Here is a 14,484-nt window from a genome sequence, read left to right as displayed (position 1 = left end):
AAGGGGGGATTCATCAAAAACAAAGAAATTCACCCAAAAGAAAAAGCCCCACCTAAAAGGCATTCATTCTTCACCAAAGACGGCATTATCTCAGCCGATTGAATCACCCCCGCCCCTCCGAGCACCCCACATCAAAAAAACCGCCCCCGGTTCCCCGAGAGCGGTTCGTTTCAATCATCAAGCGCTGGCGCAATGTTGGGTTGCCGCTGGCAACCCAACCTACGGCGCTCACATCAAAAAAACCGCCCCGGTTCCCCGAGAGCGGTTCGTTTCAATCAGTGAGCGCTGGCGCGAGTGTTGGGTTGCCGTTGGCAACCCAACCTACGCTGCTCACATCAAAAAACCGCCCCCGGCTCCCCGAGGGCGGCTCGTTTCAATCATCAAGCGCTGGCGCAATGTTGGGTTGCCGTTGGCAACCCAACCTACGGCCGCTGCTGCTTACGCGACTGTCAAATCACCATTGTCGATTACAGCATCTCTCGTCACGACACCAACAAGAGAAAGCTCATCAGCCTGAACAACGTCGGCATTTGTATTGTTGTCCCACTGATACACGTAAGTGGATGTCGACCCCGATGCTGTGTAGTTGATCACATACACGCCAGTGTCACCATCAGTAGTAGAGCTAACGCCAGTGAATTTCTCAGCAAGGAATGCTGCTACATCCGTTAAGGTTGCTGCCGTAAAATCAGCCGCATCAAGTGTTGCAGTACCTGCAGTCGTGACAGATGCCGCACTACCATCAGTATTGATAACCTGGACGAAATCTTTTCGGTCAATCGCAGTATCTGCAGCACCTGCGGATGTTATCTCCGTAGCAGCCGAACCAGTACCAGCTGTCATAGCAACAACATTTAACTTGTCACTATCCACAACAAAATCGGAGATAGAATCTTTCCCGTTATTTCCTGATGTAGAAAAGGTAAAGATATCAGCTCCAGCACCACCAACCAAAGTGTCATCGCCTTTACCACCAGTAATGGTGTCAGCCCCAGACGTCCCCGTAATGGTATCCGCCAGAGCACCACCAGTCACAGTGGTTGTGCCACTAGTTCCGACATCCAACCCTGAAAGGTTGATCGTGACGCCAGTGGTCGTTTCAGCGCCCGCATCGACAATAACCGAGTTCGTACCCAGCCCCAGATCACCGGTCAGGGTGATGGTTGCGGTTTCGTTGGCATCGACAGAGGTGATCTTGAACTGATCATTGCCGAGCCCGCCGGTGAGGCTAGCCGTCAGTGAGGTCCCGGTCGGCGTAATGCTTTTACCAGAGAGGTCGTTCGCATTCAGCGAAGAGCCCTTGAAGGTCAAGGTGTCCGCGACCGAAATAGCACCACCGTAGGTCATGGATCCCAATGCCCCAGAGGCATCAACCGTCACGCTCTTGCCGGTGATGGCGCCCAGTGTCGCGTTACCCCCGGTTCCATTGAGATTGACGGTGACATCACCGGCCGTGGTCGCACCGTTGGCCGCGCTGATCGCACCGAGCGTCACTGCACCGACAACGCCACTGGCATCGACAGTGATGGCGTGACCCTTGGTGTTGATGGTGCCAGTCGTCAGCGACGTGCTACTCGCGGCCTTGTCACTCGACAGCCCCGAGGCCGTCACGGTCAGACCATAATCGAGTGTCGTCGAGCCGAGGTTGTTGAGGTCGGCCGAACCGGTACCGGAGAGGTTGACCGCGGCAACCTTAGCAAGGTTGACGGTACCGAATTCCAGGAGCCCATCGGTATTCGCCGTCAACGATTCGACGGCATCCAACGTCGATCCAGTCAGAGTAAGGGCTGCCGCTGCAGTGATATTGAGGTCTGTCGCCTTCGAGGTGGTGAGCTTCAGCTGCGAGGCGTTGGCGACGGCATCGATCACGACACTGGTCGCCTTGGTCGCCTTGATGTCGGCACCCGTCGAGGTCTCACCGTTGATCGACAACTCCACAGAGGTCGCCGTCGTCGCGGTCACGACCCCCTGGTAGTCCATCTTTTCGGCGACATCCATATTCACCGAAGAGCTGTTCACCGCCGTGACGTTGAGCTTGTTTACCGAGGGCGTTGTCGTCGTCGCGGTCGAGGCCGGCGTATCCACCATCAAGATGGTGGACCCGCTGTGGTCCAGGGAGAGCGTACTGGTATTGGCGTTCGCCCCCTGCAGCTGCACCGTCAAATCGCTACTGCCCAGACTGGCGAAGGTCGTGTTCTGGTTCAGACCATCCTTGGCCAGGATGGTCTCGAGCCCGCTGGCATTGGCCGCAGAGAAGGTCATCACGCCGCTCAGCGCATCGACCGCCACCGTCTCGATCGCACTCATGGCGTACTGCACGGTACCGCTGCCACTGAGGGTCAGGGTGTCGTCGCCGGAGCCGCCCTGGAGGGTGGCGTTTTTGACCGCCTTGGAGGCATCGACGGCGAGGTCGAGGTCGCCGGTGAGGGCGGCGGCGTCGAAGGTGGCGAGGCTGGCGACGGTGTCGTTGACCTTGAGGTTACCGGCGCCGGAGACGGTGTACTTGGTGGCGCTGAGACCGGAGAGGTCGACGACGTTAGCGGTGCCGTTGCTGGTGAGCACGGCCTCTTCGATGCCGGCGGCGGTGATGCTGACGGCCTTCTCGGCGACGCTGTCGGTCTTGACGGTGCCGACGTCGTGGAGGGTGAGGGCCAGGGTGTCGTCGGTACCCTTGGTGACGTCGGTAGCGTACTTGGCCGAGAAGCTGCCGCTGCTCTGCCCGTTGAGGGTGATGGCGCCAACGCTCCCGAGGTCGGTGAGGTTGACGGTGGCGTCCTTGGCGTTAACGACATAGTTGACGTCGCCCTCAACGCCGGTGGCGTCGAAGGTGCGGGTGATCGTCCCGCTGTTGGTCAGCTCGATGGTCTCGACGTTGGTGACGCCACCGGCGGTGGTGAAGCCGCTGAAGTTGCCTTGCATGTCGACCTTGAGCAGGTCGTTACCCTTGGCCCCGTCGATGCTGTCCTCGGGGTTGAGGGTACGGGCCGAGGACAGCGCCGAGGAGACGCCCTCGATCATGTCGTCGCGATCGGTGGTGCGCTTGACCTCTTCTTCGGTGACGCCCTCGGGCAGCTCGGCCCCAGGGGCGAGCAGGATGTCGGTCCCTGCGGTGAGGGTGAAGTCGCCACCGGGGTTGACGGGGGTGTCGGGATCGACCTGCTCATCTTCGGGGACCGGGGTCACGGGTACGCCTTCGTCCTCGCCGAAATCGACATAGTGACCCAGCGGGGTCATGCCGATCGACTCGAAGTAGGCCTTCAGCTCGTCGACGGTCTGGTAGTCGGTGTTGCCTTTGCCCTGCAGCTCAGCGAGCTTGCTAGCGTAGTAGGCGGAGTTGTCGAAGTCGTTGGAGGGGTTGATGTCCTCCGCAGCACCATATTGCAGGTAGTGGTCGTAGACGTTGCCGTTCCAGGCGTCGGTGAAGGCCTTGGCCGCCGCTGCGAGATCCGGGTAGGCACCGGGGTTGGCGGCCATCAGCTGCATGCCCTTGGCCAGCTCGTACTCACGCGGCACGAAGAAGGCGTTGGGGGCCAGGCCCTCGGTATAGCCATATGTGGTGTAGTGCTGCTCGGCGGTGAGGTTGGCGGCCTGGAAGGCGGCCTCGACGTCAGCGGTGGTCTTGTCTGCCCATTCGTCAGCGGTTGGCGGGTTGCTCTGCAGCTGGGCGAGCTTGACGCCGAGGTAGTAGGTCTGGTCAAAGCCTTGAAGTGCCATCGATCTACTCTCCGTTACATATGCATGGGTGAAAACGCCGAATGGCGTTTACGTCGTGGCCAGCACCTCGACCCTAATGATGATCCCTCGCCGAGGTGTCAGGGCAGGACAGGCAATCCATCAGCCAACATGATCCTTGACTACGGCTTGGACAATAGCGTCTGACACGCTGTCAGTTCAATACCGTTCGATCATCAAATCCTTCCGACAATCGGCTGAATTGCCGCCGTAAGCACATAACAATGCCTTTTACAGGTTTTCACAAGTCCTGCATTTTAGCCCATGACTTTGCTGATTTTTCGTGTCGACATGATGACGATCATGAGAGAAATTGGAACCCTGCGCCCCATTAATTTTTTTAGGTATGCATGATTTATTTTTATAGGCACGAATCGTCAGCACCGCCGCAATACTCGTCAATGCGTTCCAGACACTATTGATCAACGCATCGCGGGTTATGCCCGGAGCGACCCCGACCCGGTTGACGGCGCGGTGTCTTGGCGTGGCACGCCTGAGCGCCGAGCAACCCCGACTCAGCACGCCAGCCCCGTCATCGGTACGGCCCCGCCACCTCGCGCCCAGGCGAACGGCGACACGCGCAGATGCCGGACGAGGGAGGTCGGCGACGGACTCGGTGTGTGTCACGCGCACACCTCGAGCGCTGCCAGCGGCGTGTGCGGCGCGGGCAGCTGTAGCAAGAAAAGAACAGTCGAGACTCGTCCCTGAAGGTGGCGCCGACATTTCCGTGATCCGTTTATCAGCAGTCGGGATGACAGGGCTTGATCAGGGATAGGGTTTAGATCAAAGCGTGAAACAATTCAAGATTTTTGCGCGTAACGGTCGGGCGTTTTTCGTGTCAACGCCAAATGTAGCTAAAAAGACACAAATAAGGCCATCACCCGGTTTCGTCACGCCCGAGACTGGAGACTCGGGGGCGCAGCCGATACCATGTCGTCTCAGCGTCCCCGTGACCGTCGCTCGCCCCAGCCGATACGTCTACACGCTGTCCTGACTAATCCCCTGTATTCTTTAGGGCTTTCCAATTTCTTCCACATCCCCGATCATTGCACTATGGATCGATTTTCCTTACCCATTGCCCGTATCGGCATCGTCGGCGGTGGTCAGCTCGGCCGTATGATGGCCAAGGCCGCCAAGCGGATCGGCTGCACCTGCGTGGTGCTCGACCCGCAGCCGAACTCGCCGGCGGCGCAGATCGCCGGTCAGCAGATCGTCGGTCACTACCATGATCCGGCCAAGCTGCGCGAGCTGGCCGAGGCCAGCGACGTGCTCACCTTCGATATCGAGGACATCGGCACCGAGACGCTGATCGAACTCGAGCAAGAGGGTCATGCGATCTATCCGGCGCCGGGGGTACTGGCGCTGATCCAGGACAAGCTCACCCAGAAGCAGGCGCTGGAGGCGGCGGGGATTCCGACCGCGGCCTTCGAGCCGATGCCCGAACCCACCGCCGAGGCCTTCGCCGCATTCGGCTACCCGCTGGTGCAGAAGGCGCGGCGCGGTGGTTACGACGGGCGCGGGGTGTCGATCCTCAAGGGCCCGGAGGACTTCGAGCGTCATCTGCCGGTGCCCTCGCTGGTCGAGCGTTTCGTGCCAGCGAGCAAGGAGGTGGCGGTGCTGGTGGCGCGCGGGCGCGACGGCGAGTGCCGTTGTTATCCACCGGTGGAGATGTGTTTCCGCGCCGGCGAGAACGTGCTCGACCTGCTGTTGGCGCCGGCGGCGATCAGCGAGACCGAGGCCGAGGCGGCACGCGCCCTGGCGGTGCGCACGGTCGAGGCGCTCGGCGGCATCGGGGTGTTCGGCGTGGAGATGTTCCTCACCGAGGACGGCTCGCTGCTGGTCAACGAGGTGGCACCGCGCACCCATAACTCGGGCCACCACACCATCGAGGCCTGCGTGACCGACCAGTTCGAGCAACACCTGCGCGCGGTGGTGGGACTACCGCTGGGCACCACCGATCAACTGGTGCCGGCGGCGATGATCAACCTGCTCGGCGCCCCCGGCTATCGCGGTCGGCCGGTGATCTCCGGGATGGCTGAGGCCCTGGCCATTCCGGGGGTGTGCGTGCACCTCTACGGCAAGGCGCATACCTCGCCGTTTCGCAAGATGGGCCATGTCACCGTGCTCGATACCGACATCGAACAGGCGCGTGAGAAGGCGCTGCGGGTACGCGAGCTGATCGAGATCACCGGGGAGGAACAGGCATGAGCCAGGTTCAGGCGCGTGCGCGCGTACAGGTTGGCATCATCATGGGCAGCGACTCGGACCTGCCGGTGATGCAGGAGGCGGCCAACAGCCTGGCCAGCCTCGGGATTGGTTACGAGATGACCATCGTCTCGGCGCACCGCACCCCGCGCCGTCTCTACGACTACGCCGAGCAGGCCGCCGCGCGCGGGCTGCAGGTGATCATCGCCGGGGCCGGCGGGGCGGCACACCTGCCGGGCATGGCCGCCTCACTGACGCCGCTGCCGGTGATCGGGGTGCCGGTGAAGACCTCGACGCTCTCGGGCGAGGACTCGCTGCTGTCGATCGTGCAGATGCCCGCCGGGGTGCCGGTGGCGACGGTGGCGATCAACGGGGCGAAGAACGCGGGCATCCTCGCGGCACAGATCCTCGGTGCCTCCGACCCCGAGATCCGCGAGCGGGTGGCGCAGTACAAGCGCGACCTGGAACAGCTGGTGATGAACAAGGTGGCGCAGCTCGAGGGGCGACAGGCCTAGGGCGTCCTCACCATCATGGCAGCGCGTGTCGTGACGACGACTCGCGCTCGCTGACGCACACGGCGGCCTTTCGCGTACGCCGAAAAGACCCAGCAGACCCCGTGATGCAGTATCGCCCCGAGATCGATGGACTGAGAGCGGTAGCCGTTATCGCCGTGATGCTCTTCCATGCCGGTTTCCCCGGTTTCAGCGGTGGTTTCGTCGGCGTCGATGTGTTCTTCGTGATCAGCGGTTATCTGATCACCGGCATCATTCTCAACGATCTCGCCAACGAGCGGTTCAGCCTAGCGCGTTTTTACGAGCGCCGGGCACGACGCATCCTGCCAGCGCTATTCGTCGTGCTGACGGTGACGTTGGCTTATGCATGGTGGTGGTTGCCTCCTGACGCCCTGGCGGAACTGGGCCGTGGCCTGGTCTCGACCACGACCTTTTGGTCGAACGTGTTGTTCTGGCTCGACAGCGGCTATTTCGACACCGCCGCTGAACTCAAGCCATTGCTCCACACTTGGAGCCTGGCGGTCGAGGAGCAGTATTACCTGCTATTTCCACTGTTGATGCTGGTGGTGTATCGCGCCGGGACGAGGCTGTGGCTAGTACTCGGCGTGTTATTGGCGCTGAGTCTGGGGTGGGCACAGTGGGCGGCCTATCGGGCACCGGCGGCGGCCTTTTTTCTGTTGCCGTCACGGGTCTGGGAGCTGGCAATCGGGGCACTGACGGCGCTGCTCCTTCACCGCGTGCCGGATTGGCCTGGGCGCACTCGCCTAGCCCCCCTCGCCGGATTGCTCGGACTCGGCCTGATCGTGTTCGCCGTCCACGTCTATGACGCCACCACACCGTTCCCCTCGCTGTATGCACTGGCGCCAACCTTGGGCACGGCGCTGATCATCCTCGCCGGACGCGACAGCAGCCTCGCCTGCCGACTGTTGGCGAGTCGCCCGCTGGTGACGATAGGGCTGGTCAGTTACAGCACGTATCTGTGGCATCAGCCGATCTTCGCACTGTTTCGGCACACGGCCCCGACCCCACCATCCCTGCCGGTCATGGCCGGGCTCTGTGTCCTGGCGATAGCCTTGGGGGGGCTGAGCTGGCGCTATGTCGAGCAGCCGTTTCGTTCGGCGCGACACACCCCCGGCCGCCCCGCCCTACTGCTGGCAGTGGCGGTCGGCAGCACACTCCTCAGCACAGGCCTGGTGATCAACCATCTGCAAGGCGTTCCCGCACGACTGCAAGAGATTGCGTTCGATTACCGTCAGTACGACCCAAACAACGAAGCACTGCAGCTAGAGAGCTGGGAGGTGCTGCGCACGCTGAGCCAGGACCCGGACTACGACGTCGCTGATAACGCCTATGACCAACAACTGTGGTTCGACACAACCGATCCCCGGCGCAAGGTGCTGATCGTTGGCAACTCACACGCCAAAGACTTGTTCAATATTTTCCATTTCAGTAAACGTATTAGCGCCAATTATCAGCTTGCACGTTATGGCGCACAGTTACACATGCTCGCCGACACATCAGATCGATTTTACCATAGCGCAAATTATCAGGCGGCTGATATCGTGGTCCTGGCAACGCGTTATGATCAAGACGATGTCGACACCCTGCCGAAGGTTATCAATAACCTACAGCAAAACGGCAAACGCGTAGTGGTGGTGAAGAATATCTTCGAGTTTCGCTTGTTCGGAACTCGAACCTTGATCGACACCGAAATGCAGCGCATTGCACACGACATCAATCTACGCCTGCTTTCCCCTGAAAAGGTCACCACACACATCAACAAGCGGTATTATCAGGAATTCGTTGAACACCATATTGCACGCACCGAACTGCCATCACTAAATAAGCGCATCACCGCAATCGCCAATGCAACCGGCGCAATTTTACTCGACCGCATGGATTACATTTGCGAAAGAGATAAAAGTCTTTGCCATGCGATCGACAGTGATTATCGCAAGTTCTTCTATGATTATGGCCATCACACCCTAGCCGGTAGCGCCTTTTTTGCTCAGCGCGTTGACGCGATCGACTGGTTCAGAACACCCTGAAACAGACAGCAAACAGAATTGAAAATCACAAGACATCAAGACGCTGAGCACACCATGGCTCCACCTTGAGTCTGACAAACTGTTGCGCTAAAAACGGCTAGGCAGCAACGCTGGTGACATGAGCCGATGGAAAGCAGGCGCCACACCTCACCGTAGACTTTAATTCAGGGCACAGATGAACAGCTATCGATCAACCCAGAGCGCCAGTGACGGCAGCAGGGATCGCGCCGCAACAGAGACTCGCTGCCATTACCGCCGCAATGGCCTGTGCGCAGCAAACAAGACCCGTAGCACTATCAAGGTGGTGAACTGATGCGGCAATTCCCGACACGCGCCACTGAAATGGTGGCAACACTGTGGAGACATCGTGAGCTGGTCACTACCGCTACGAAGCGCGAAATACTTGGGCGCTATCGCGGCTCTATGCTGGGGCTACTGTGGTCGTTCTTCAACCCCCTGCTGATGCTCGGTGTCTATACTTTTGTATTTAGCGAGATATTCAAGGCGCGCTGGGGTAGCGGCACGGGCTCAAAAAGCGAGTTTGCGCTCATTCTTTTTGCCGGATTGATTATCTTCAATCTGTTTACTGAGTGCATCAACCGCGCACCGTCGTTGATCACAGCCAATGTCAACTACGTCAAGAAAGTTGTCTTTCCTCTAGAGATCCTCCCAGCCGTCACGCTGATCTCCGCGCTGTTCCATGGCACGATCAGCCTAGCTGTCTGGCTACTGGCCTATTGGGCGCTATTCGGGACCCCTCACCTCACTGCTCTTTACTTCCCGTTGATCCTGTTTCCGCTGATGATGCTGACCATGGGGCTGAGCTGGCTACTTGCTGCAACCGGTGTATTCCTGCGAGACATCACACATGTCGTGACGATCATCACCAGTGTACTGATGTTCCTCAGCCCTATCTTCTATCCCCTGACTGCACTACCCGAGGCCTATCGTCCGATTCTTTACGCCAACCCGCTGACCATTGTCATCGAGCAGACACGCGCCGTTCTTTTCTTCGGTGAGACACCGGACCCGCTCATCCTCTGCGGTTATTGGTTGATGAGCTTCTTCATTGCCTGGGCCGGCTTTGCCTGGTTCCAAAAGACACGAAAAGGATTCGCGGATGTCCTCTGACAGCACACCAACGGTGATCAGCGCGAGCAACCTCAGCAAGTGCTTTCATATCTACGATAAGCCCCGAGACCGTCTCAAGCAGATGCTAGCGCCCGGAATGGCTCGGCTAGCGAGACGGCAAGCCCCGCAGTACTTCCGGGAGTTCTGGGCATTACGCGATGTCGATTTCGAGATCAAACAGGGCGAGACCGTTGGCATCGTCGGCAGCAATGGCAGTGGCAAGTCGACCCTACTGCAGCTGATCTGCGGCACACTCAGTCCGACGACAGGAACCCTGCAGACGCAGGGGCGCATCGCGGCCCTACTGGAGCTTGGATCCGGCTTCAACCTCGACTTCACCGGGCGCGAGAATGTTTATATGAACGGCATCGTGCTGGGGATGAGCAAGGAGGAGATTGCCGCGCGCTTCGACGATATCGCCGCCTTCGCCGATATCGGCCCATTCATCGACCAGCCGGTCAAGAGTTATTCCAGCGGAATGCTGGTACGGCTGGCCTTCGCCGTCGCGATCAACGTTGATCCACAGATCCTGGTGATCGACGAGGCGCTGTCCGTTGGCGACGAGCTGTTTCAGCGTAAGTGTTTCTCGCGCATCGAGGCTATCCGTGACTCCGGCACCACGATCCTGTTCGTCTCGCACTCGGGACACACCGTGATCGAGTTGTGCGATCGAGCTATTCTGCTCGATGCCGGTGAACGGCTGGCAAGCGGCGAGCCCAAACACATCATCGGCTACTACCAGAAGTTACTCTATGCGCCAGCGGACAAACGCACCCAGATTCGCGCGGCTATCCTCGAACACGACACCAGCAAAAGCGGCCAGCGCGAAGTCACACAAGAAGATGCGCAAACGCAACTAAACGAGCCACCTCCCACCCAAGAAACGACGCTCGAGAGCTACGACCCTGGGATGAAGCCGGACAGTACGATCTCTTATGAATCGCACGGCGCCATCATCAGCGAGGCACGGATCACGACCCCCGCAGGTGAGCGTGTGAACAATTTATGTAGCGGCGGGGTCTACTGCTATCAGTATCGAGTTTATTTCGATCGTCCCATCACGCATGCACGCTTCAGCATGTTGATCAAAACCACCTCCGGAGTGAACGTCGGCGGGAGCATTTCTGCGGCCAATATGCGTGAGGGTATCGATCATATCGCCGCGAACATTTGGGTCGATGTCGAATTCCAATTCGATTGCATGCTCAACCCTGGCACCTATTTTCTCAATGCGGGGGTACTAGGAATCAGTGATGGCGAGGAGACCTTTCTGCACCGTCTAGTCGATGCCGAGATGTTTCGCGTACTCCCGGATACACGGCGTACTGCTACCGGCATCGTGGACTTTTCTTGTCGTCCACGCATCCTGATCAATCATCAATAAAATTTAATCAACAACAGCCATGTCAACCGATGAAGTCAAGAAAATCGTTGTTGTGCTCGGCATGCATCGCAGCGGCACCAGCGCAATTACACGTGGTCTCGAAACCATGCGTGTGGCTTTGGGCGACAATCTGCTGCCGACAGCCGCAGACAACAGCAAAGGATTTTGGGAAGACCTCGATATCATTCAACTGAATGACGAGATGCTGCAAGCCATCGGCCAAGAATGGCACAGTCTCAGGCCACTGCAGACGAGTGACCTCGAACGCTTGCGCGAGCAGGGGTTCGTGACACGCGCTCGCCAGTTACTAATTTCAAAAACAGAGGCTTGCCAATGCTTCGGCTTCAAGGACCCGAGGACGGCCAAGCTACTGCCGATCTGGAGCGAGGTACTGGATACGCCGGCGTTCGAGGCGCGATATATCGTCGCACTACGTAACCCCATCAGTGTGGTGGCCTCACTGGTGCGACGCGACGGTTTCGATGAGGAAAAGAGCTATCTGCTGTGGGTGGTGCATGTATTGACCATCCTCGGCCATGCCAACCGATACCCTGCAATTGCGGTCGACTACGACAGCTTGCTCCAGGAGCCGCGTCAGCAGCTCGCCAGGGTCGCCGACTGGCTCGGTGAACCGATCGACACGCTGGAGTTGGAGCTATATTGCCAAGAGTTCCTCGAGACCGGGCTACGCCACTACCACGTCGATCAGTTCACCCCGCTACCGGAGACCGCATTACCGCTCGCCCAGGAGGTCCATGCCCGACTCAACGCCGTCATCACGGGAGAAGACACCCTCGATGAACTGATGAACTCCGCGGCACTGATGCAGTGGCAGACCAATCTCGACAAGCTCGACGACACCTTGCGACTGCTCGATCGGCTCTATCAGCGCATCCAAGACCAGCACGATGCCTGGCAACAGGCGGAGGCCAGGGCACAACAATTCAGCAAGACCCTGAAGGAGATCACCGACAAGCCCTCGGAACCATGTCGAGTGATACTAAAACGCTGTCTGGTAAAACGAGGACCGCAGCTGGTCAGTCAAGCACTGCTCAGACTCCACCAACTCAGGGCCTGGTGGCAAACACAAAGGACACAGCCAGCGGATAGTCCCGAGTGCGAGGGACACGCACGGAGACAAGAGGCAACGGCCGATCAGCTCGAGATCAGCCCGCATCACATCCCGCCCCGACTCCAAACTCCAGTGCCGGCGGCACAGGCGGGACAGCGCATTGCTTTACATCTACGCCTGTTGCAGGGAACAGGGGGCGACACCTTCATCGATCATGCACGCAACCTATCGGTACCCTTCGATCTCTATGTCGCAGTGAGTCAGGGTTTCGATCAAGAAGCGCTCAGTGAGCAGCTACGCGCAGCATTGCCCCATGCCGATCAGATCATCATCGAGACGGTGCCCGAGCGTGGGCGCGACCTGGCACCACTGATCATTCAGTTCGGGCAGCGGCTTGCCGAATACGACGTCATCGGTCATTTCCACACCGCCGCACCGCAGAAGGCCCTGTCGTTACTGCTCGGCACGCCTGATGCCGGGGGCGATCAGGTCGCTTATCTGCTCGGACTCCTGCAGACAGAGGCCAAGATCCTCTATCCGCAAGACCACGAGGGCACCAACACCGCTGACGACCGCAGGGAAGAAAGCCAGGCGCTTGTCGCCGACCTGCTACAACGCCATACCACACGAGTCGCTGCAACTTTTCCGCGTCTAGAGCATCCACAAGCCGGTATCTTCTGGGCACGCACGGCCTGTCTGCGCGAATGGCTACAGCTACCGCTCAAGTTCACCGACTTTCCCCTAGAACCCTCCCGGAATGCAGACACACTGGACGATGCGCTGCGCCGCATCATCCTGGTGATGGCAAGCGGCCATACCGGCCGTTGTCTGCGGCTGGATTACGAATCAACCGGATAGATAACCGCAGGGCGGTACATGACCCCTGATCGATTGCGCATCACTCAACGCTAGCGGCGGATTGAGGCCCTACCCATGCAAATCTCGCATGGGCGGGCAGACGCGGACGCACACGGGCGCGCACCCGCTCAGGCGTGCTGGGCGGTTGCGGTCTTGGGAACCACGGCGGGGGCCGACCACAGCCGTTCGAGGCTGTAGAAGTCACGGACCTTGGGCAGCATGACGTGGAGCACGATGCCGTTGAGGTCGACCAGGGCCCATTCGCCCTCGGCCAGGCCCTCGGTGCCGAGCGGCGCCTCGCCGGCGTCCTTGGCGCGGAAGGCGACGGTCTCGGCGATGGCCTTGACGTGGCGATCGGAGGTGCCGGAGGCGATGACCATGAAGTCGGTGACGGCGGTCTTGCCACGCACGTCGATGACCTCGATGTCGTTGGCCTTCATGTCGTTCAGGGTCTCTAGGACCAGTTCCCGAAGTTGCTCGAGCTGCATGCGATCTCCTCTGCTTTGAGAATGTTTGGGGTGCCTGTGCACCGGTCACGACAGGTCGCGATCATCGCGACGCCTGCCTTCCTGGCCCTGGCCGGTCGACGACGTTGCAAGCGTGATCGCCGGCGCCGCGCCATCCCTGGCGCGGCTTTGTCGGACGGGGAACGCCCCATCCCGCGGAAAAAGACTGACTCAGGCGGGCAGCTCACCCATGCCGCAGCCCTCGTAGAGCCGGGTGCGCGCGATATAGGCGCGCACCGGCTCGGGCAGCAGGTAGCGCGGACTCTGCCCGGCGGCGAGCAACCGGCGAATGCGGGTCGCCGAGATATCGATCTGGGTGACCTCTTGAAAGAGGATGCGCCCACCCGGCGCGCGCGCCAGCTCCGCACGCGCCTCGCTACCGTGACGTGCGTACAGCGCCTGGAGTTCGGGATCGACCAGCGCCTGATGACCGGGGCGACGCATCACCACCAGGTGCGCCAGCTCCAGGATCTGCCGTGGCCGATGCCAGCGCAGGAATCCGGCGAAGGCATCGGCACCGACGAGCAGACACAGGGGCCGCTGCGCACCGAGTTCGGCGCGCAGCGAGGCCAGGGTGTCGTAGGAATAGGAGCGGCCGGGCCGTTCGAGTTCGCGCGCATCGGCCATGAAGCGCGGCTCTCCGGCGATCGCCGCCTCCAGCATCGCCAGCCGCGCGAGCGGCGAGGCACAGGGTTGAGGGCGATGCACGGGGACCTTGAGCGGGATGAAACGTACCTGCTCCAGATCCAGCCCCTGCAGGCACTCCAACGCGGGGCGCAGATGGCCGAAGTGGATTGGGTCGAAGGTGCCGCCGAAGACGCCGATCATCGCTCGAAACAGCCTACCGCACGGTACGCAGCCAGGTTCTGCAAACGGCTGAATCCTCGCGGCGTGGGCGCCAACAGCAACACATGACGGCGGGCAACGAAGCGGGGTTGTCGCAAGGTCTCCTGTCCAAATCGGTCAACGTTCGAGAGATGTCCGAACGCTAGCAGAAAGCACGCAACTTGTCCCGCAATTCACTCGAGGCAGGGGC

At 60.0% G+C, this 14,484-nt stretch carries 9 protein-coding genes; 6 read left to right on the top strand and 3 right to left on the bottom strand.

The features are described from left to right. Positions 1-438 precede the first annotated feature (438 nt). Entirely contained in the window at positions 439-3,714 is a 3,276-nt protein-coding gene (locus HF203_RS05900; RefSeq protein WP_168667592.1) for a beta strand repeat-containing protein, read from the bottom strand. Between the two features lie 1,071 nt (positions 3,715-4,785). Here HF203_RS05900 and purK point away from each other — a divergent pair. From purK to HF203_RS05870, 6 genes are all read left to right on the top strand, one after another. Continuing rightward, positions 4,786-5,940 carry a 5-(carboxyamino)imidazole ribonucleotide synthase gene (gene purK, locus HF203_RS05895; RefSeq protein WP_168667590.1) on the top strand — a complete coding sequence of 385 codons (1,155 nt, stop codon included), beginning with the start codon at positions 4,786-4,788 and terminating at the stop codon, positions 5,938-5,940. Beyond that, positions 5,937-6,452 carry a 5-(carboxyamino)imidazole ribonucleotide mutase gene (gene purE, locus HF203_RS05890; RefSeq protein WP_168667588.1) on the top strand — a complete coding sequence of 172 codons (516 nt, stop codon included), beginning with the start codon at positions 5,937-5,939 and terminating at the stop codon, positions 6,450-6,452. The genes purK and purE overlap by 4 nt, the downstream gene beginning before the upstream one ends. Before the next feature lie 104 nt (positions 6,453-6,556). Further along, complete coding sequence (locus HF203_RS05885; RefSeq protein ID WP_168667586.1) at positions 6,557-8,497, top strand: acyltransferase family protein; 1,941 nt, start codon at positions 6,557-6,559, stop codon at positions 8,495-8,497. A gap of 312 nt (positions 8,498-8,809) precedes the next feature. Next, entirely contained in the window at positions 8,810-9,628 is an 819-nt protein-coding gene (locus tag HF203_RS05880; RefSeq protein WP_168667584.1) for an ABC transporter permease, read from the top strand. Next, the gene (locus tag HF203_RS05875; protein ID WP_168667582.1) at positions 9,618-11,012 is read left to right on the top strand and encodes an ABC transporter ATP-binding protein; all 1,395 of its coding nucleotides are present in this window, start codon (positions 9,618-9,620) and stop codon (positions 11,010-11,012) included. The genes HF203_RS05880 and HF203_RS05875 overlap by 11 nt, the downstream gene beginning before the upstream one ends. A gap of 19 nt (positions 11,013-11,031) precedes the next feature. Beyond that, entirely contained in the window at positions 11,032-12,942 is a 1,911-nt protein-coding gene (locus HF203_RS05870) for a rhamnan synthesis F family protein (RefSeq protein WP_168667580.1), read from the top strand. Positions 12,943-13,070: 128 nt separating this feature from the next. Here HF203_RS05870 and rsfS read toward each other — a convergent pair whose 3' ends face one another. Both rsfS and nadD read right to left on the bottom strand, forming a co-directional pair. After that, positions 13,071-13,430, bottom strand: coding sequence for a ribosome silencing factor (gene rsfS / locus HF203_RS05865; RefSeq protein ID WP_168667578.1), 360 nt, complete (start codon positions 13,428-13,430; stop codon positions 13,071-13,073). Positions 13,431-13,619: 189 nt separating this feature from the next. After that, the gene (nadD, locus tag HF203_RS05860) at positions 13,620-14,276 is read right to left on the bottom strand and encodes a nicotinate-nucleotide adenylyltransferase (protein WP_168667568.1); all 657 of its coding nucleotides are present in this window, start codon (positions 14,274-14,276) and stop codon (positions 13,620-13,622) included. Positions 14,277-14,484: the final 208 nt, after the last annotated feature.

It is taken from the genome of Marichromatium bheemlicum (genome assembly GCF_012276755.1).
In the GTDB taxonomy this organism is placed as follows: Bacteria; Pseudomonadota; Gammaproteobacteria; order Chromatiales; family Chromatiaceae; genus Marichromatium; species Marichromatium bheemlicum.
This window is presented reverse-complemented; position numbering and strand designations above follow the sequence as displayed.